The organism is Pseudomonas sp. GL_091 (assembly GCF_057837725.1).
In genome coordinates, this window is the sequence record NZ_CM174451.1 from 5,455,336 (window position 1) to 5,475,198 (window position 19,863).

A 19,863-nucleotide genomic window follows, 5' to 3' on the forward strand; every position below is an offset into this window, starting at 1 on the left:
CCTGTCACTGTATTAGCCTACGCCCGCCAAGGGCCAAAAGCGTAATAATTTGAACCGTTAGCGCCAATACAAAAGACCTGAAAAGATCAACCGCTAACATGTCACCTTTGAGCCCCACAAATAGCGTCGACAACAAATAAACAACGGCATAGATACAACTACTCAAAAAAACAACTCTGGTCATATTTTTGCTATGTAATATCTGAGTGACAATCGTTGTCGTAAGACCTATGCCGCCCGCCAGCACCGCATAAGTCAGTAGATCATTTTTACTGCAAAAAGCACTACCGAGGAAGCATAACCAGTAGTCCTGTGAAACGATCATCAACAAGGGCAGGCAAACTGAAATTGACACCCCAAGCATGAGATACAACTTACTGGTGCTATTGCCACGCCCTGCCAACCTCACAATTGCATAGGACGTAAGCGAGCCTGGCAGTGCGGTCACCAGAATATAAAACAGGAAGAAAAGATTAAAATAACCAACCTCAGACACATTCAAACTTGAACTGGCAAATATCATCAAACACACGATATGGACAGGCGCCTGCAAAAGCATACTTCCGACAATTGCCGGCGCCCCTGAGGCAGAAAGCAAAGCCATTATTTTACGAAACGCGAAGGACTCCTGCCCGCCCCCATTCTCCTGACCGAATTTGCTTTTCTTAATCATAAAGAAGCCGCAGGCAGGAGCGATCAACGTACAGACTGCAAGTGCTAGAACGACCCCCTCTATTCGGTCCCCGATCCTGGCAATGACAAGTACCAGCAGCAGTCCAAGCAGCCCGTGAGCAGCCAACGCAGCCGCCCACTTCCCTGAGGTATTAAGGGAAAACATCAGTCCAGTTATGGTCAAATTGCAAACACAAGCGAAGCCCAGGAAAAACGCTCCGACCATTAAGTAGCCCGTGCTCGTTTCATAGGATGAAGCGGGAGCCGGAAAAACTGAAAACACAACGACACAAAGGGCACCCACAACAATGCCGCCCCATGCCATGAGACTTAGGGAAGTTCGGTAATCTACTTTCTCGGCATTCAAGACCGCATAACGACTCAACGCCACGCTCAAGCATTCACCTACAACTGCCGCGATACCTGTTACGATCGCGTAGTGGTAAGAAAATATGCCGTACAGTTCGACCCCAAAAATTCGTGCCAGGCTGAAAAGCAATACAAACATACAAAGTTTGTTTGCAAGAACAGTGAGCGCACAGATCTCTTTAATCACAGGAGTCAACTTCTAGCAAAGAACGAGACATACCAATTTGCCGCCTTCAACATCCCCTCTCCAACATTGAAAAGTGGACTGTAACCCAATAATTGTTTTGCCTTATCAATATTAGCCTGCGAGTGCCTTACATCGCCTGCTCGGAAATCCCGATAGACCATTTCAGATGTAGACTTGACACCGACGCAGGATAACGCACCCTTGATACAAGCAAAAACCTGATTCAAAGTTGTCCTGTCACCCACGGCGACATTGTATACATTATTTTTTGCCTCGGGACTTGCGCAAGCAGCCAGTATATTGGCCTGGACCGCGTTTTCCACGAAACAGAAATCCCGACTCGTTTCACCATCACCATTAACGAAAACCTCTTCGTTATTGATCATGGCCGCTGTCCATTTAGGAATAACAGCTGCATAAGCGCCATTTGGATCCTGCCGCTTACCGAAAACGTTAAAATAGCGTAGTCCGATAGTATTGAAACCGTATGTGCTCGAAAAAACCTCGGCATACAGTTCGTTTACATACTTCGTGACAGCATAGGGAGAAAGAGGTTTTCCGATAACGCCTTCCACTTTTGGAAGTGCAGGATGATCGCCATAAGTTGAACTGGAAGCGGCGTAGGTAAAACTCTTAACCTGCGCATCCTTTGCCGCAACCAGCATATTCAGAAAACCATCAATATTGGTGCTATTCGTTGTAATTGGATCATTGATCGAACGAGGAACGGACCCGAGTGCAGCCTGATGTAAAACATAGTCCACAGAAATATTGGTGGCAGCAGGAAAAGTCATCGCCTTTCTGCAATCTTCGATATTTCTGATATCGCCGTTTACCAGTACAAATCGCGCCCATTGTTCAGGGCTCACTACCGACTGCACTTCGTCGAGATTACGCTGGTGTCCGGTTGCGAAATTATCAAGCCCTACAACCCGCTGATCTAATTGCAGCAGCGCCTCCAGTATATTGGAGCCAATAAATCCGGCCACCCCCGTAATCAGCCAAACTTTAGGGGATCGTTGGATTTCAGCCTTGATTTTTTCGAATTGGGTCATCTAATTCTCAACTTTGTATTTTAATCAGCGGTAACGAATCCGGGCATTCAGACACCCTGAAATTTAAAGACGCAGATCTGACTCGGAGACATCCAGTAAGTACTTGAGGTCATAGAGCACATGTTCAGCCTTACCCAATTTCCGAATATTTTCAGCACCCATGGCAGCGAATTCGTTATGTGCGACAGCTAAAACAATGCCGTCGTAGGATTCAACCTGTGGCTGGCTGATAGGCGTGATCGCGTACTCGTGTATTGCTTCAGCCGCGTCTACCCACGGATCATACACGTCAACAGTAATATTAAACTCTGCAAGCTCATTCACAATATCGATGACTTTAGTATTGCGCAGGTCCGGGCAATTCTCTTTGAATGTCAGGCCCATGATCAAAACGCGTGCACCATCAACGTGGATTTTGCGCTTGAGCATCGCCTTGACAAGTTGCGATACGACGTAGGCCCCCATACTATCATTCAAACGGCGACCCGCCAAAATGATCTCAGGATGATAACCGATGGACTGTGCTTTGTGAGTAAGGTAGTAGGGATCTACACCAATGCAATGCCCACCCACCAGGCCCGGACGGAATGGCAAGAAATTCCACTTCGTCCCCGCTGCTTCCAAAACCGCCTGAGTATCGATACCCATCTTGTTAAAGATGAGCGCCAATTCATTGATCAACGCAATATTCAAATCGCGCTGGGTATTTTCAATAACCTTCGCTGCCTCGGCAACCTTGATGCTTTTGGCTTTATGAGTGCCAGCAACAATAATGGTGTTATATAGCGCATCGACCAGATCCGCTACCTCTGGAGTGGATCCGGCAGTGACCTTTTTTATGGTAGTGACACGATGTTCTTTGTCGCCCGGATTTATCCGTTCCGGACTATAGCCTGCATAAAAATTAACATTAAACTTCAGACCGGATACTTTTTCCAGCACAGGAACACAATCCTCCTCGGTCGCACCAGGATAGACTGTTGATTCATAAATAACGATATCGCCTTTTTTCAAAACACGACCGATGGACTCACTTGCCTTAACCAACGGCGTAAGATCCGGTCTTTTGTGGTCATCAATCGGGGTAGGCACGGTAACAATAAATACATTGCATGTAGACAACTCATCCATTGCGCAGCTAAAACTCAATCCTGATACCGAGCGCAACTCATCGTCGGATACCTCGAGAGTAGTATCATGACCTGCTTTCAATGCTTCGATGCGCCGTTGACTGATATCAAATCCAACTACTTGCATTTTTTTGCCAAACTCAACCGCCAGCGGTAAGCCCACATAACCGAGACCCACTATAGCCAGCTTTACATCTTCGAGTTTAAGCATTGTCTACCCTTGCCGTTCATCAATATTAAGTCGATCGCAAACCACTTTACATCTCGCGCCTCAAAAATCAGCGCCATAGCTGCGTAAACTGTAAATTATACCGAAAGCTCCGCTGGGAACCATAAGCGTTTTCAACAAGAAACGTAAGAAGCTTCCTACTTTCCGCTTGCGTAGCCGCTAGGCACCCTGGGCTGCAGAGGGCTGTGTGCACGCAGCATTCAATTTACGATCACCGCTAGCGGACACACGCTCGATCACATCCCGCACCTTGAAAAGAAGCGAGCCTGTCGAGAAGGTAAACCTCTGAGAAAAACCTTGTCAAAACTGACATTGACATGACTGCCAGAATAGTAAACCCGGCAGAAAAGCTGTTTTTCGACTTGACGATCAGTTAACGCTCTCCCTAAAAAAAAGCTACGCCTCCCCTCTGGGTGACGCAGCACTGATACAAAACAGATCCCGAACCGAAACTCAGCTATTCGGTTTTGCGGTAAAGAATCCACGAAACAACACGAAGGCTAAACCGAGGATCAGACCAGAAATCACACCCAACATCAGGATCAGCACCTTATTAGGCTTGACAGGGTAATCTGGCAGTTCGACCACCCCATCCTGCCGATAGACAGCTACAAGCGCAGCGTCAGCCCTCAACCCCTTGAAAAAATTGTATTTAACCTGCAGATCACGCAAGCGATCCGTAAACGGGTCATCCGACTTGCGAGCCTGTAGATTCTCTATTTCAGCCTTTAACGCTTTCGAGCCACGCATGTACGTAAGCTGGCCTGTTTCTCCCCCCGCAATAGCTGATTGGTTCACCGTGATTGCAGGGGGCCGCTCCAGACCAATTGACTCAGCTATCCGCAGCGCCTCCCCCAGCCTGACAATCGAGTCCTCTCTCTCATTGCGACTCCTATCTCTGGCGGCACTTATTTGCTGCTCCAGATTACGTGCGCGAACTTCAGATTCAGTTGCAACGTTCTTGATCATTTCGCTCTTGGCCAAATCCCCAGCCTGCTCAGCGTACGCAGTGACCCATGCCTTGGCTTTTTCAGGGTTATTAGTTTGAACGACAACAGAATATCTGTCAGAGGATTCCTTGAGCGGCGGAACCACACGAAGTACCTGAGAAAATTTCGAATACAAGGCATCTTGGGAGCTCTTGCGTTCGTCCGCAGTTAAACTCGGAAGATAAACCTTGCGAAAAAAATCTCGACGCAACGACTCTGCCTGCAAACGCCGCGTATAAATGTCATAGACAAATTTAACACTGTAAGGCACTAACTCCGACTCTTTCATTCGACCATAATTAAAGTTAGCAACATCATTCTGAGTTGGCGGCACCAAATACACCTTCGCCTCATAGACTGGCGTAGCAAGAAACGCATAGGCTGCTGCAAGTACAGCACCTAGAATCGTAAAAGCTAAAATAACAAACTTTTGCCGAAAAATAGCGCACACAAATCTTTGAAACTCAAAATCATCGAGACCGGTTTTTTTATTTGAGTCGACATGCATATGTTTTTAGCCTTTCATACTTAAATAATTACATTACTTCCATGAATGTAGACCATTTGTGAGTCATCAACGAAAAATCTTAATACCCAAAATCCCTCCCCTCTCAACGATCGCGCAGGATACCAGGATTACCACCCCCCAGGAGACGACAACAAGCTGCTGGTTTTCTAGCACAAAGAGCAGGCATGCAATTGATAAAAACAACACAATTCCTGTGATTACGAATCGCCTGAAGCGACTGCTGTCTCGCCAACTAATCGTTACTGTAACCCTCCTCATCCTCATTCACCCGATGACGCAACTCCTTACCGGGCTTGAAATGCGGAACGAACTTGCCATCAAGGCTGACTGACTGACCGGTTTTCGGATTGCGCCCCACGCGCGGTGCGCGATAGTGCAGTGAGAAACTCCCGAAGCCACGGATCTCGATGCGATCGCCGGTGGCCAGGCATTGCGACATTTGCTCAAGCATGGCCTTGATGGCCAACTCCACATCCTTTGATGAGAGCAGCCCTTGATGGGTGACAATTCGTTCGATCAACTCCGACTTCGTCATATTTTCCCTTCTTTTTCAGCCAGCTAGATCAGCGCATCAAAGATGCTTTTGCACGCCCGGAAGATTTTGAACAGCCCCCGCGTACCGCATGGGTCCTTGCATTAGTCGTATAACCCGCCAATGTACAGTACGGCAATCACGACGAACCTTTTCATTCACATTTTTATGCCAGGCACCCCGCCCGACCGTCGTTCGCCTTCAGGCACAAGACTAGCTGCAAATAAACGATTGATCCGATTAAAGAAAGAGACAACGTTAATCGCCCTGAGTTTCCACGCCCCCTCCTCTGCAGGCCAATATTCTGTTCAACCCAGGTAAAATCCAGGCACAAAAAAGGGCGACCGAAGTCGCCCTTTTTTACAGAAAGTCAGAACTTAGTTCTGCTTTTCCATTTGTGCACGCAGCAGGTCACCCAGAGTGGTGGCCACAGGAGCATCAGTAGCTACTGGCTTGTCGCGCAGGCTCTGGATTGCTTCTTTCTCGTCTTCAACGTCTTTCGACTTGATCGAGAGCTGAATTACACGGCTCTTGCGGTCAACGCTGATGATCTTGGCTTCTACTTCTTCGCCTTCTTTCAGAACGTTGCGCGCGTCTTCAACGCGGTCACGGCTGATTTCGGAGGCTTTCAGAGTCGCTTCGATATCGTCGGCCAGAGTGATGATGGCGCCTTTAGCGTCAACTTCCTTCACGATGCCTTTAACGATGGCGCCTTTGTCGTTCTCTTGAACGTACTCGGAGAACGGATCGCTTTCCAGTTGCTTGATACCCAGGGAGATGCGCTCGCGCTCTGGGTCAACCGACAGGATAACGGTGTCCAGCTCGTCGCCCTTCTTGAAGCGGCGAACGGCTTCTTCGCCCACTTCGTTCCAGGAGATGTCGGACAGGTGAACCAGACCGTCGATGCCGCCGTCCAGACCAATGAAGATACCGAAATCGGTGATCGACTTGATGGTGCCGGAGATTTTATCGCCCTTGTTGAACTGGCCAGAGAAATCTTCCCACGGGTTAGATTTGCACTGCTTGATGCCCAGGGAGATACGACGACGTTCTTCGTCGATGTCCAGAACCATAACTTCCACTTCGTCGCCGACTTGTACGACTTTCGAAGGGTGGATGTTCTTGTTGGTCCAGTCCATTTCGGAAACGTGTACCAGACCTTCAACGCCTTCTTCCAGCTCAGCGAAGCAGCCGTAGTCGGTCAGGTTGGTTACACGCGCGGTAACGCGAGTGCTTTCTGGGTAACGGGCTTTGATAGCAACCCATGGATCTTCGCCCAGTTGCTTCAGGCCCAGGGAAACACGATTGCGCTCGCGATCGTACTTCAGAACCTTGACATCGATCTCGTCGCCAACGTTGACGATTTCGGAAGGATGCTTGATACGCTTCCAAGCCATGTCGGTAATGTGCAGCAGGCCATCGACGCCACCCAGATCGACGAATGCGCCGTAATCGGTGAGGTTCTTGACGATACCTTTGACTTGTTGGCCTTCCTGCAGGGATTCCAGCAGAGCTTCGCGCTCGGCGGAGTTCTCGGCTTCCAGGACGCTACGACGGGAAACGACAACGTTGTTGCGCTTCTGGTCCAGCTTGATGACCTTGAATTCCAGCTCTTTGCCTTCCAGGTGCGTGGTGTCGCGCACTGGACGGACGTCAACCAGAGAACCTGGCAGGAACGCACGGATGCCGTTAACGTCGACAGTGAAGCCGCCTTTAACCTTACCGTTGATAACGCCCTTGACCACTTCTTCGGCTGCGAAGGCTGCTTCCAGAACAATCCAGCATTCAGCGCGCTTGGCTTTTTCACGGGACAGCTTGGTTTCACCAAAGCCGTCTTCAACCGAGTCCAGAGCAACGTGAACTTCGTCACCGACGTTGATGTTCAGTTCGCCAGCGTCGTTGTAGAACTGCTCAAGCGGGATGAGTGCTTCAGACTTCAGGCCAGCGTGAACGGTTACCCAGCGAGCCTGGTAATCGATATCAACGATAACACCGGTGATGATGGAGCCTGCCTGAAGGTTCAGGGTTTTTAGGCTTTCTTCAAAGAGTTCCGCAAAGCTTTCGCTCATTTTAATTCCTGTTGATGAGGGCGAAGAATACGCCCATCTCCACACCCCAGACGGTGTGGGTTAGTTTCATTTAAAAGAAGCCACCGCAGGACTATGACTGGTCCCCTGCGGCCTTCTTGGTCACCCGGCGATATCGCGAATGGCGATCTCGCTCATGATGCGTTCCAGCACCTGGTCGATGGATAATTCCGTGGAATCCAGCTGTATGGCGTCAGCCGCCGGTTTGAGCGGGGCTACCGCTCGCTGGGTGTCACGCTCATCGCGCGCACGTATCTCATCTAGCAGACTCGACAGACTAACACCCTCGACCTTGCCCTTCAACTGCAAATATCGACGGCGCGCCCGTTCCTCGGCGCTGGCGGTCAGAAAAATCTTCAGCGGCGCGTCGGGAAAAACCACTGTGCCCATGTCGCGACCATCCGCCACAAGGCCCGGCGCTTCCTGAAAAGCACGCTGGCGCTGCAGCAGCGCCTCGCGTACAGCGGGCAGCGCAGCCACCTGGGAAGCGCCGGAACCGACGCTTTCGGTGCGAATGACATCGCTGACTTCATCACCTTCCAGAATGATGCGTTGCAACTGACCGTCCGTCGCCGCGATGAACTGCACATCCAGATGAGCGGCGAGTTTCTTCAGCAGCTCTTCGTTGGTCAGGTCAACACCATGGTTATGCGCAGCGAAGGCCAGCAATCGGTACAACGCACCGGAATCCAGCAGGTTCCAGCCCAGGCGCTTGGCCAGAATCCCGGCTACCGTGCCCTTGCCCGACCCGCTTGGCCCATCGATAGTGATGACCGGTGCAATGTTGATCACGACTGTGCCTCTTGTGCCACGCGAATACCGACCTGCGCGCACAGCGCCAGGAAATTCGGGAACGACGTCGCGACGTTGGCGCAATCATGAATGCGGATCGGCGCACTGGCGCGCAGCGAAGCAACGCTGAACGCCATGGCAATACGGTGATCACCATGACCGTGCACTTCACCGCCGCCGATCTGGCCGCCGTCGATGATGATGCCATCCGGGGTCGGCTCGCACTTGACGCCCAGCGCCAGCAAACCATCAGCCATGACCTGGATGCGATCCGACTCCTTGACCCGCAGCTCTTCGGCGCCACGCAACACGGTGCGCCCTTCGGCACAGGCTGCGGCGACGAACAGCACCGGGAACTCGTCGATCGCCAGCGGGACGAGCGCCTCGGGAATCTCGATACCTTTGAGTTTAGCTGCACGTACGCGCAAGTCAGCCACCGGTTCGCCACCCACTTCACGCTGGTTTTCCAGGGTGATGTCGGCGCCCATCAGGCGCAGGATGTCGATCACACCGGTACGGGTCGGGTTGATGCCGACGTGCTCCAGCACCAGCTCCGAACCTTCAGCGATCGACGCCGCCACCAGGAAGAACGCCGAAGACGAAATATCGCCCGGTACTTCGATGTGGGTCGCGGTCAGTTTATTGCCGGACTCGACCGATGCGGTCGCACCGTTGACCGCTACCGGGTAGCCGAAGCCACGGAGCATGCGCTCGGTGTGGTCGCGGGTCGGAGCAGGCTCGGTAACCGTGGTCTTGCCTTCGGCATACAGACCGGCCAACAACAGGCAGGACTTAACCTGGGCACTGGCCATCGGCATGGTGTAGGTCAGGCCCTTGAGCTTGTTGCCACCACGAATGGTCATCGGCGGGCGACCTTCAGCGGCGGTTTCGATCACCGCGCCCATTTCACGCAGCGGATTGGCCACGCGATTCATCGGGCGCTTGGACAGCGAAGCGTCGCCGGTCAGGGTGCTGTCGAAGTTCTGCGCAGCCAACAGGCCGGACAGCAGACGCATCGAAGTACCGGAGTTGCCCAGATAGATCGGACCTGGCGCCGGCTTCAGACCATGCAGGCCAACGCCGTGAATGGTCACGCGACCGTGGTGCGGACCTTCGATGACCACGCCCATGTCACGGAAAGCCTGCAAGGTCGCCAGGGCATCTTCGCCCTCGAGGAAGCCTTCGACTTCAGTGACACCTTCGGCCAGGGAGCCGAGCATGATCGAACGGTGGGAAATCGATTTGTCACCCGGTACGCGAATCCGACCGGACAGGCGGCCACCAGGTTGAGCCAGGAAAATCAGATCGTTGGAATTCATAGCGTCCACATAGGCCCTGCGGGCCAGGATTTTACTGAAATGCTCGCGGGCAACCCGGGCGCGAGTGAAAACGCCCAACAATTGGTGCCCATCCCCTGCATCGACCGCGTCGCGCAAGGCGTCGAGATCGCTGCGAAATGTATCGAGTGTGCGCAGGACAGCTTCGCGGTTGGCGAGGAAGATGTCGTGCCACATGACCGGGTCGCTTCCGGCGATTCTCGTGAAATCGCGGAAACCGCCCGCAGCGTAACGGAAGATCTCAAGATTTTCATTGCGCTTGGCCAACGAATCGACCAGACCGAACGCCAGCAAGTGCGGCAGATGGCTGGTCGCGGCCAGTACTTCGTCGTGACGCTCGACCTGCATGTGTTCGACATCGGCGCCCAATTCGCGCCACAAACGGTCGACTACCGCCAGGGCTACCGGATCGGTCTGATCCAGCGGCGTCAGGATCACTTTGTGGCGACGGAACAGCTCGGCGTTGGAGGCTTCCACCCCACTCTGCTCCGAACCGGCAATCGGGTGCCCCGGCACGAAGCATGACGGCATCTTGCCAAATGCTTCGGTGGCTGCACGCACCACATTGCCCTTGGCACTGCCGACATCGGTCAGGATCGCCTGCCCCAGATCCATGCCCGCCAGACGCGCGAGCACTTTCTCCATGGCCAGGATCGGCACTGCCAACTGGATGACGTCGGCGCCCTGACACGCAACGCCCAGATCTTCCTCGCAGCGATCCACCACACCCAACTCGACCGCGAGCTTGCGCGATTGTGGATCGAGATCGACCCCGACCACTTCGCGGCACAGACCGCTTTCACGCAAACCCTTGGCAAACGAACCGCCGATCAACCCGAGACCGACCACCACCAGGCGACCGATCATAGGTTCAGCAGATTGCAGCGCAGTAACATCAACCACGAGCCAGAACCTTGGTCAGCGCCTCAAGGAAGCGGCTGTTCTCTGCCGGCAGGCCAATGGTGATGCGCAGGTGGTTCGGCATGCCATAGTTGGCCACTGGACGCACGATCACGCCCTCACGAAGCAAGCCCTGGAACACCGGGGCCGCGACCTGACCGAGATCGACGCAGATGAAATTGCCTTTCGACGCAATCCAGCTCAGCCCCAGCTCACGGAAACCGGCTTCCAGTTGCTGCATGCCGGACTCGTTCAACTGACGGCTTTGCGCCAGATACTCTTCGTCCTTCAACGCCGCACAGGCTGCCGCCAGGGCCAGGCTGTTGACGTTGAACGGCTGACGTACACGGTTCAGCACGTCTGCGACTATCGCCGTGGACAAGCCATAACCCACGCGCAGTGCCGCCAGGCCATAGGCCTTGGAGAAGGTACGGGAAACCAGCAGGTTCGGATAAGCCGCCAGGAAGTCCAGGCCGTCCGGCAGATCGCTGCCTTCGGCGTATTCGATGTAAGCCTCGTCCAGTACGACCAGCACATGCTCCGGAACATCCTGCAGGAATTCGTCCAGCGCCTCAGCGTCGAACCAGGTCCCGGTCGGATTGTTCGGATTGGCGATGAACACCACGCGGGTGTTGGCATCGATGGCTGCCAGCATTGCAGGCAGGTCATGCCCCCAATCCTTGGCCGGAACCACCTTGGCCTCTGCGCCGACCGCCTGGGTGGCAATCGGGTAGACCGCGAATGCATGCTCGCTGAACACGGCATTCAGGCCCGGCGCCAGATAGGCGCGCGCCACCAGCTCAAGAATGTCGTTGGAGCCATTGCCCAGCGTCACTTGATTCAGTTCGACACGGCATTGTTCGGCCAGCAGGGTCTTGAGCGCAAAACCGTTGCCGTCCGGATAGCGGGTCAACTCGGCCAGCGCGTCGCGGATGGCCGCCAGCGCCTTGGGGCCGGCGCCCAACGGGTTTTCGTTGCTCGCCAACTTGATGATGCTGGCTGGATCGAGATTCAGCTCACGAGCCAGTTCGTCCACGGGTTTGCCCGGAACGTAAGGCGAAAGTTGTTGCACGCCCGGCTGTGCCAGAGCGAGGAAATTGCCACTCATTTGCTACCGCCCCTTAGAGAACTGCTTTCGGGTAGGAACCCAGCACTTTGAGTGCCACTGCTTCCTGACTGATCTTTTCCAGCACACCTTTGACCAGCGGGTCGCGATGATGGCCGACGAAATCGATGAAGAACACGTAGGTCCATTTACCGCTGCGCGACGGACGGGTCTCGATACGCGTCAGGTCAATGCCGTTGTCGTGGAACGGCACCAGCAACTCGTGAAGCGCACCCGGCTTGTTGCTCATCGAAACGATGATCGACGTCTTGTCGTCGCCGGTCGGTGGCACTTCCTGATTGCCGATCATCAGGAAGCGCGTGGAGTTGTCCGGGCGATCCTCGATCTTCTCGGCCAATCGGGTCAGCCCGTACAGGCCGGCCGCCATGTCGCCGGCAATCGCCGCCGAGTTCCACTCACCCTTGACCCGCTTGGCCGCTTCGGCGTTGCTCGACACCGCCACGCGCTCGACATTCGGGTAGTGGGCGTCCAGCCACTTGCGGCACTGGGCCAGTGACTGGGCGTGGGAGTAGATACGGCTGATGCTGTCGGTCTTGGTGTTTTCACCGACCAGCAGGTGATGGTGGATACGCAGCTCGACTTCGCCGCAGATCACCATGTCATGTTCCAGGAAGCTGTCGAGGGTGTGGTTGACCGCGCCTTCGGTGGAGTTTTCCACCGGCACCACGCCAAAATTCACCGCACCGGCCGCCACTTCACGGAACACTTCGTCGATCGCCGCCATCGGCTTGCTGATCACCGCGTGGCCGAAGTGCTTCATGGCCGCCGCCTGGGTGAAAGTACCTTCAGGGCCGAGATAAGCCACTTTCAGCGGCTGCTCGAGCGCCAGGCACGAAGACATGATTTCACGGAACAACCGCGCCATCTCTTCGTTGCCCAGCGGCCCCTGGTTGCGCTCCATGACACGCTTGAGCACCTGAGCTTCGCGCTCAGGACGATAGAACACCGGCACTTCGCCTTCGGCCAGCGAGGCCATCTTTACCCGCGCGACTTCCTGGGCGCAGCGCGCACGCTCACTGATCAGCTCCAGGACCTTTTCGTCCAGGGCATCAATGCGCAGGCGCAGTGCCTTGAGTTCTTGCTCAGACATTAGCCGTGTTCCTTCTCGAACTCTGCCATGTACGAAACCAGCGCGTTGACGGCGTTGATGTCGACAGCATTATAGATGGAGGCGCGCATGCCGCCCACGGAACGGTGGCCCTTGAGGTTCAACAGGCCACGCTCGTCGGCACCCGCCAGGAACGGCTTGTCCAGACGATCATCAGCCAGGCGGAACGGCACGTTCATCCACGAGCGATCCGACTTGTTGATCGGGTTGCTGTACAGGCCGCTGGCATCGATGAAGCCGTACAGCGTGCGCTGTTTGACTTCGTTGAGCTTGCCGATGGCCTCGACGCCGCCTTGCTCCTTGAGCCACTCGAACACCAGGCCGGACAAGTACCAGGCCAGGGTCGGCGGGGTGTTATACATCGAACCGTTATCGGCCGCGACCTTGTAGTTGAGCATGGTCGGGCAAATGGAGCGCGCATGACCCAGCAGGTCTTCGCGAACGATGTTGACGACGATACCACTCGGGCCGATGTTTTTCTGGGCGCCGGCGTAGATCATGCCGAAGCGCGAAACATCCACCGGGCGCGACAGGATGTCCGAAGACATGTCGGCCACCAGCGGAACATCACCGGTCTCGGGAATCCATTGGAATTCCAGGCCACCGATGGTTTCGTTCGGCGCGTAGTGAACGTAGGCCGCGTCTTTCGACAACTTCCATTCGTTCTGGCCGGGAATGGCGAAATAGTCGTAAGGCTTGGCGGTGCCGGCAACATTGACGTGGCCGTAGCGCGAAGCTTCTTCGATGGCCTTCTGCGACCAGATACCGGTGTCGATATAGTCGGCAGAGCCGTTTTCCGGCAACAGGTTCAGAGGAATCTGAGCAAATTGCTGGCTGGCGCCACCTTGCAGAAACAGCACTTTATAGTTCGAGGGGATATTCAGCAGATCACGCAGATCCTGCTCGGCCTTGGTGGCGATGGACACGAACTCATCGCTGCGATGGCTCATTTCCATGACCGACAGACCCTTGCCGTGCCAGTCGAGGAGTTCACCCTGGGCGCGCTGCAGGACAGCTTCGGGAAGCGCCGCAGGACCGGCACAGAAGTTATAGGCTCTCTTGCTCACATCCAATCTCGCTCTGATTTGGTGGTATCACTGTAGGAGCGAGCTTGCTCGCGAAAAACCTGAGAGCACAAGGGTGCACCAGACGCCCTGCGTTATCGTTGACGACCATCGCGAGCAAGCTCGCTCCTACATGGGATTTCAGTATTTCCGTACGGACAAACAACAAGGGGGCGAATTTTCATCCGCCCCCTGTTTACCCGCTTATTCCTGTGGTTCTTCGTCAGCGGCGGCGTCGAGTTGCTGGTCTTCGGCAACGTCGTCGATCACGACTTCACCGACAAACCCTTCACCCTCTTCACCTTCCAGCTCTTCACCCTCGACTTCCGACGGTTCCTGAACCCGCTCCAGCCCGACCAGTGTTTCGTCGTTGGCCAGTTTGATCAGGGTCACGCCCTGGGTGTTACGACCCAGGCTGGACACTTCGTCGACACGGGTGCGCACCAGGGTGCCCTGGTCGGAAATCAACATGATTTCCTCACCGTCGAGCACCTGGACCGCACCGACCAGACGGCCGTTACGCTCGTTGCTGACCATGGCGATAACGCCCTGACCGCCACGCTTGTACTCAGGGAACTCGGTGATCGCCGTGCGCTTGCCGTAGCCACGCGCCGAAGCGGTGAGGATCTGGCTGCCTTCTTCCGGGATCAGCATGGAAATCAGCTTCTGGCCTTCCGGCAGACGCATGCCACGCACACCGCGGGCGGTACGGCCCATGGCGCGAACGTCGGATTCCTTGAAGCGGGTGACCTTGCCGCCGTCGGAGAACAGCATCACTTCGCGCTCGCCATCGGTGATGGCCGCGGAAATCAGCACGTCGCCTTCGTCCAGCTCCAGCGCGATCAGGCCGACGCTGCGTTGACGGCTGAAGGATTCCAGCGGGGTCTTCTTCACGGTGCCGTTAGCGGTGGCCATGAAGATGTAGTGACCTTCGGTGTATTCCTCGACCGGCAGCATGGTGGTGATGTATTCACCGTCATCCAGCGGCAGCAGGTTGACCAGCGGACGACCACGGGCAGCGCGGGACGCTTCAGGGATTTCGTAGGTTTTCAGCCAGTACACCTTGCCCTTGCTGGAGAACAGCAACAGCGTGGTGTGGCTGTTGGCAACCAGCAGGTGAGCGATGTAGTCCTCATCCTTGACGCCGGTTGCCGATTTGCCTTTACCGCCACGACGCTGGGCCTGGTACGCAGCCAATGGCTGGGTCTTGGCGTAGCCACCGTGGGAAATGGTCACGACGCGCTCTTCTTCCGGGATCATGTCACCCAGGGTCAGGTCCAGACGCGCATCAAGGATCTCAGTGCGACGTACGTCGCCGTACTCGGCGCGAATCACTTCCAGCTCTTCGCGGATCACTTCCATCAGGCGCGTGGCGCTGTTGAGGATGCGGATCAGCTCGCCGATCTGGTTGAGGATCTCTTGATACTCGGCCAGCAGTTTTTCGTGTTCCAGACCGGTCAGGCGGTGCAGACGCAGTTCCAGAATGGCTTGCGCCTGTTCTGGCGACAGGAAGTACTTGCCGTCGCGCAGACCGTATTGCGGATCGAGGTTTTCCGGACGGCACGAATCGGCGCCGGCACGTTCAACCATCGCCACCACGGCCGAGGATTCCCAAGGCGTGCTGATCAGCGCTTCCTTGGCTTCCGATGGCGTAGGCGACGCCTTGATCAGGGCGATGACCGGATCGATGTTCGACAGGGCAACCGCTTGACCTTCAAGGATGTGACCACGCTCGCGCGCCTTGCGCAGTTCGAACACGGTACGGCGGGTCACCACTTCGCGGCGGTGACGGACGAAGGCTTCCAGCAGGTCCTTGAGGTTCAGGATCCGCGGACGGCCGTCGATCAGCGCGACGATGTTGATACCGAACACCGCTTGCAGCTGGGTCTGGGCGTAGAGGTTGTTGAGGATGACCTCAGGCACTTCACCGCGACGCAGCTCGATCACGACGCGCATACCGTCCTTGTCGGACTCGTCGCGCAGTTCGGTGATGCCTTCCAGCTTCTTCTCTTTTACCAGCTCGGCGATCTTCTCGATCAGACGCGCCTTGTTCAGCTGGTATGGGAGTTCGGTGATGACGATCTGCTGACGGCCACCGACCTTGTCGATGTCTTCGATCATCGAGCGGGCGCGCATGTAAATGCGCCCGCGACCGGTGCGGTAGGCTTCGATGATGCCGGCGCGACCGTTGATGATCGCGGCGGTCGGGAAGTCCGGACCGGGGATGTATTGCATCAGCTCGTCGACGGTCAGCTCAGGGTTGTCGATGAGCGCCAGGCAACCGTCGATGACTTCACCGAGGTTGTGCGGCGGAATGTTGGTCGCCATGCCCACGGCGATACCGCTGGAGCCGTTGACCAGCAGGTTGGGAATACGGGTCGGCATGACCGCCGGGATCATTTCGGTGCCGTCGTAGTTCGGCACCCAGTCCACGGTTTCTTTATGCAGGTCAGCCAGCAGCTCGTGCGCCAGCTTGGTCATGCGCACTTCGGTGTATCGCATGGCCGCGGCGTTGTCGCCGTCCACCGAACCGAAGTTGCCCTGGCCGTCTACCAGCAGGTAGCGCAGGGAGAATGGCTGCGCCATCCGAACGATGGTGTCGTACACCGCGGTATCACCGTGCGGGTGATACTTACCGATCACGTCACCGACAACACGGGCAGATTTCTTGTACGGCTTGTTGAAGTCGTTGCCCAGCTCGCTCATCGCGAACAGCACGCGCCGGTGCACGGGCTTCAAGCCATCGCGCGCATCCGGCAGTGCCCGCCCGACAATTACGCTCATCGCGTAGTCGAGGTAGGACTGCTTCAGCTCGTCTTCGATATTGACCGGGAGGATTTCTTTGGCCAGTTCGCCCATGAGAAGCCTGATTCCTTTTTCTGGTGAAACTTCGTCAGGACCAACGAAGCTCGCCGCTGCAGGCTCAGTGCCATGCATTGGCTTACAACAAATCAACGAGTTATGCCATGGATCTGCGCAGTACGGGTCGCCACTTGGGGCAACCCTGGAAACCGCCGGATGTTATCACAAGAGCCGCCACGCACCTATCCCCCAGATGCGCATGGAGAGTAGTTAGTTGACCGGTGACAGGCTTGAAGGGGACGAGAGAGGCTTAGAGCCGTGTTGAATGGAGAATTTGTGGCTGATTCGGGTTGATTCATTGAGTTTGACGGCCCCATCGCGAGCAGGCTCGCGATGGCGGCTTACCAGACACCAAAGATTATCAATGCAGACGCTTACGACACATCAACTGCGCCATTTTCGCTGTATCCGGGCGTTCGACGATGCCTTTTTCGGTGACGATCGCATCGATCAGGTCCGCCGGCGTCACGTCGAACACCGGGTTAAAGGCATTGACGTCGGCCCCGACGCGCTTGCCACCGACCTCCAGCAGCTCGCGACCATCACGCTCTTCAATCGGAATGTCATCGCCACTGGCCAGGTTCATGTCGATGGTCGAACTCGGCGCCACCACCATGAAGCGTACGCCGTGGTGCATGGCGTTGACGGCCAGTTGATAGGTGCCGATCTTGTTGGCCACATCGCCATTGGCGGTGATCCGGTCCGCGCCGACGATGACCCAGGTAGGGCCTTTGGTCTTCATGATATGCGCCGCGGCGGAATCGACATTGAGGGTCACGGGAATGCCTTCATTGGCCAGCTCCCACGCGGTCAGTCGCGAGCCCTGCAGCCATGGGCGGGTTTCGTCGACATAGACCTGCTCGACCATACCCTCGATGAATGCACCACGAATCACCCCCAGCGCGGTGCCAAAGCCGCCCGTGGCCAGCGCGCCGGTGTTGCAGTGGGTCAGGATCGCCTGGGCGTTGCCCTGATGCTTGCGGATCAGGTCCACACCCAGTTGGGCCATGGTCAGGTTGGCTTCGCGATCACTTTCGTGAATGGCGATGGCCTCTGCTTCCAGCACCGCCAGCGGATCGGCATTGTCTTTCAGGCGATCAAGCCGGTCGTGCATGCGACCCAGCGCCCAGAACAGGTTGACCGCCGTAGGACGGGAATCGGCCAGCAGCATGAAATCCTCTTCCAGCGCAGCGTACCAGTCGCCACCTTCGGCAATCCGGGCGCGGGCCGCCAGTACGATGCCATAGGCTGCGCTAATGCCGATGGCCGGCGCGCCACGCACCACCATCGAGCGAATGGCCTCGGCCACGCCAGCAGCGCTGGTGTAAGCAATCCAGGTTTCCTCGAACGGCAAAATACGCTGATCCAGCAGATGGAGAGCGCCATCACGCCAATCGATGGCCTTTACCTTTTCCGCAGCCAACAGTCGATCGCGCATCCCTCACCCCGCACTCATGAACAAAAGCCGCCGATTATAGCGATCCCCCCGCGAAGACGCTCGGGTATACTTCGCCATCCCTTACAAAAACACTGGAACCGACCCTCGATGCCGAACACTGCCGCTGCGCTCGACCTGTTATTGCTGCCGACCTGGCTGGTACCCGTCGAACCCGCTGGTGTTGTCCTCAAGGAACATGGCGTGGGCATCCGTGATGGACGCATCGTGTTTGTCGGTCCACGTTCCGTCGCGCTGAAGCTTAACGCAACCGAAACCCGCGAATTGCCCGACATGCTGCTCAGCCCCGGCCTGATCAATGCCCACGGGCACGCGGCGATGACACTGTTCCGCGGCCTGGCCGATGACCTGCCATTGATGACCTGGCTGGAAAACCACATCTGGCCCGCCGAAGCCAAGTGGGTCGACGAGGACTTCGTGCGCGACGGCACGGATCTGGCCATCGCCGAGCAAATCAAAGGCGGCATCACCTGTTTCTCTGACATGTACTTCTTCCCGAAGGTTGCCAGCGAGCGCGTGCACAACAGCGGCATTCGCGCACAAATCGCGATTCCGATCCTCGATTTCCCCATTCCGGGCGCCGCTACCGCGGACGAAGCCATTCGTCAGGGCGTTGAGCTGTTTGGCGATCTCAAGCACCACGAGCGCATCAAAATCACCTTCGGCCCCCATGCACCCTACACCGTGGGCGACGAAAACCTGGAAAAAATCCGGGTGATTGCCGAAGAGCTGGACGCTTCGATTCACATGCACGTACATGAAACCGCCTTCGAAGTGCAGCAATCGATAGAGCAACGCGGCGAACGACCGCTGGCCCGCCTGGCGCGCCTGGGCTTGCTGGGGCCACGTTTCCAGGCGGTTCACATGACCCAGATCAGCGATGAAGACCTGGCACTGCTGGTAGAAAGCAACAGCAATGTGATTCATTGCCCCGAGTCGAACCTGAAGCTGGCCAGCGGGTTCTGCCCGGTCGAGCGTTTGTGGGAGGCCGGGGTCAATGTCGCAGTCGGCACCGATGGCGCGGCCAGCAACAATGACCTGGACCTGCTCGGCGAAACCCGCACCGCGGCCCTGCTGGCCAAGGCTGTCGCCGGATCGGCCACCGCGCTGGATGCCCATCGCGCCTTGCGCATGGCCACCCTCAATGGTGCCCGGGCATTGGGTATCGAGGCCGAAGTCGGCTCGCTGGAAATCGGCAAAGCGGCGGACATGGTGGCTTTCGATCTCTCCGGCCTGGCCCAGCAGCCGGTCTACGACCCGGTTTCGCAGCTTATATACGCCACCGGCCGGGACTGCGTGAAACACCTTTGGGTTGCCGGCAAGCAGTTGCTCGACGACCGTCGCCTGACACGCCTGGATGAACAACAGCTTGGCGCTGTCGCGAGGGCCTGGGGCCAGCGCATCAGCGGCCGCACCGAATCGTAAGCACCCTGGAACGC

Annotated in this window: 14 protein-coding genes and 1 pseudogene; 1 reads left to right on the forward strand and 14 read right to left on the reverse strand. The window is 56.2% G+C overall.

Going from position 1 to position 19,863, the window contains the following annotated elements; all coding sequences use genetic code 11:
• Window positions 1-4: 4 nt before the first annotated feature.
• The 14 genes and pseudogenes from AC3ITY_RS24750 to mtnA form a co-directional block, all read right to left on the reverse strand.
• Window positions 5-1,228: an oligosaccharide flippase family protein gene (locus AC3ITY_RS24750; protein WP_489305558.1), complete on the reverse strand. Its 1,224-nt coding sequence runs from the start codon at window positions 1,226-1,228 to the stop codon at window positions 5-7.
• A gap of 5 nt (window positions 1,229-1,233) precedes the next feature.
• Window positions 1,234-2,283, reverse strand: coding sequence for an NAD-dependent epimerase/dehydratase family protein (locus AC3ITY_RS24755; protein ID WP_489305560.1), 1,050 nt, complete (start codon window positions 2,281-2,283; stop codon window positions 1,234-1,236).
• A gap of 63 nt (window positions 2,284-2,346) precedes the next feature.
• Window positions 2,347-3,624: a Vi polysaccharide biosynthesis UDP-N-acetylglucosamine C-6 dehydrogenase TviB gene (tviB, locus tag AC3ITY_RS24760; RefSeq protein ID WP_489305562.1), complete on the reverse strand. Its 1,278-nt coding sequence runs from the start codon at window positions 3,622-3,624 to the stop codon at window positions 2,347-2,349.
• 471 nt (window positions 3,625-4,095) lie between these two features.
• Complete coding sequence (locus tag AC3ITY_RS24765) at window positions 4,096-5,139, reverse strand: LPS O-antigen chain length determinant protein WzzB (protein ID WP_489305564.1); 1,044 nt, start codon at window positions 5,137-5,139, stop codon at window positions 4,096-4,098.
• A gap of 253 nt (window positions 5,140-5,392) precedes the next feature.
• The gene (ihfB, locus tag AC3ITY_RS24770; protein WP_489305566.1) at window positions 5,393-5,695 is read right to left on the reverse strand and encodes an integration host factor subunit beta; all 303 of its coding nucleotides are present in this window, start codon (window positions 5,693-5,695) and stop codon (window positions 5,393-5,395) included.
• Between the two features lie 374 nt (window positions 5,696-6,069).
• Window positions 6,070-7,761, reverse strand: a complete 1,692-nt coding sequence (gene rpsA / locus AC3ITY_RS24775; protein ID WP_007973639.1) for a 30S ribosomal protein S1 — start codon at window positions 7,759-7,761, stop codon at window positions 6,070-6,072.
• Between the two features lie 120 nt (window positions 7,762-7,881).
• Window positions 7,882-8,571, reverse strand: coding sequence for a (d)CMP kinase (gene cmk, locus AC3ITY_RS24780; RefSeq protein WP_007985391.1), 690 nt, complete (start codon window positions 8,569-8,571; stop codon window positions 7,882-7,884).
• Entirely contained in the window at window positions 8,568-10,775 is a 2,208-nt protein-coding gene (locus AC3ITY_RS24785) for a bifunctional prephenate dehydrogenase/3-phosphoshikimate 1-carboxyvinyltransferase (RefSeq protein ID WP_489310988.1), read from the reverse strand. The genes cmk and AC3ITY_RS24785 overlap by 4 nt, the downstream gene beginning before the upstream one ends.
• Window positions 10,776-10,803: 28 nt before the next feature.
• Entirely contained in the window at window positions 10,804-11,916 is a 1,113-nt protein-coding gene (gene hisC / locus AC3ITY_RS24790) for a histidinol-phosphate transaminase (RefSeq protein WP_489305567.1), read from the reverse strand.
• A gap of 13 nt (window positions 11,917-11,929) precedes the next feature.
• A complete protein-coding gene (pheA, locus tag AC3ITY_RS24795; RefSeq protein ID WP_007939916.1) occupies window positions 11,930-13,024 on the reverse strand; it encodes a prephenate dehydratase in 1,095 nt (364 codons plus the stop codon).
• Window positions 13,024-14,109: a 3-phosphoserine/phosphohydroxythreonine transaminase gene (gene serC / locus AC3ITY_RS24800; protein ID WP_489305569.1), complete on the reverse strand. Its 1,086-nt coding sequence runs from the start codon at window positions 14,107-14,109 to the stop codon at window positions 13,024-13,026. The genes pheA and serC overlap by 1 nt, the downstream gene beginning before the upstream one ends.
• Before the next feature lie 28 nt (window positions 14,110-14,137).
• A pseudogene (locus AC3ITY_RS24805) lies at window positions 14,138-14,218 on the reverse strand (outer membrane lipoprotein carrier protein LolA); the annotation flags it as partial.
• A gap of 92 nt (window positions 14,219-14,310) precedes the next feature.
• Window positions 14,311-16,965 (reverse strand): DNA gyrase subunit A, encoded by a 2,655-nt coding sequence (gene gyrA, locus AC3ITY_RS24810; protein ID WP_056727165.1) that lies wholly within the window; start codon window positions 16,963-16,965, stop codon window positions 14,311-14,313.
• Window positions 16,966-17,329: 364 nt separating this feature from the next.
• The gene (mtnA, locus tag AC3ITY_RS24815) at window positions 17,330-18,406 is read right to left on the reverse strand and encodes an S-methyl-5-thioribose-1-phosphate isomerase (protein WP_489305571.1); all 1,077 of its coding nucleotides are present in this window, start codon (window positions 18,404-18,406) and stop codon (window positions 17,330-17,332) included.
• A 108-nt stretch (window positions 18,407-18,514) separates the two neighbouring features.
• Here mtnA and AC3ITY_RS24820 point away from each other — a divergent pair, with 108 nt between their 5' ends.
• The gene (locus tag AC3ITY_RS24820; RefSeq protein WP_489305572.1) at window positions 18,515-19,849 is read left to right on the forward strand and encodes a TRZ/ATZ family hydrolase; all 1,335 of its coding nucleotides are present in this window, start codon (window positions 18,515-18,517) and stop codon (window positions 19,847-19,849) included.
• Window positions 19,850-19,863 lie beyond the last annotated feature (14 nt).

What these genes read in the sequence shown, in the direction of transcription:
- AC3ITY_RS24755 (WP_489305560.1), bottom strand. Translation starts at nt 2,283, where the DNA reads ATGACCCAATTCGAAAAAATCAAGGCTGAAATCCAACGATCCCCTAAA.
- tviB (WP_489305562.1), bottom strand. Translation starts at nt 3,624, where the DNA reads ATGCTTAAACTCGAAGATGTAAAGCTGGCTATAGTGGGTCTCGGTTAT.
- AC3ITY_RS24765 (WP_489305564.1), bottom strand. Translation starts at nt 5,139, where the DNA reads ATGCATGTCGACTCAAATAAAAAAACCGGTCTCGATGATTTTGAGTTT.
- ihfB (WP_489305566.1), bottom strand. Translation starts at nt 5,695, where the DNA reads ATGACGAAGTCGGAGTTGATCGAACGAATTGTCACCCATCAAGGGCTG.
- rpsA (WP_007973639.1), bottom strand. Translation starts at nt 7,761, where the DNA reads ATGAGCGAAAGCTTTGCGGAACTCTTTGAAGAAAGCCTAAAAACCCTG.
- AC3ITY_RS24785 (WP_489310988.1), bottom strand. Translation starts at nt 10,775, where the DNA reads ATGATCGGTCGCCTGGTGGTGGTCGGTCTCGGGTTGATCGGCGGTTCG.
- hisC (WP_489305567.1), bottom strand. Translation starts at nt 11,916, where the DNA reads ATGAGTGGCAATTTCCTCGCTCTGGCACAGCCGGGCGTGCAACAACTT.
- pheA (WP_007939916.1), bottom strand. Translation starts at nt 13,024, where the DNA reads ATGTCTGAGCAAGAACTCAAGGCACTGCGCCTGCGCATTGATGCCCTG.
- gyrA (WP_056727165.1), bottom strand. Translation starts at nt 16,965, where the DNA reads ATGGGCGAACTGGCCAAAGAAATCCTCCCGGTCAATATCGAAGACGAG.
- mtnA (WP_489305571.1), bottom strand. Translation starts at nt 18,406, where the DNA reads ATGCGCGATCGACTGTTGGCTGCGGAAAAGGTAAAGGCCATCGATTGG.
- AC3ITY_RS24820 (WP_489305572.1), top strand. Translation starts at nt 18,515, where the DNA reads ATGCCGAACACTGCCGCTGCGCTCGACCTGTTATTGCTGCCGACCTGG.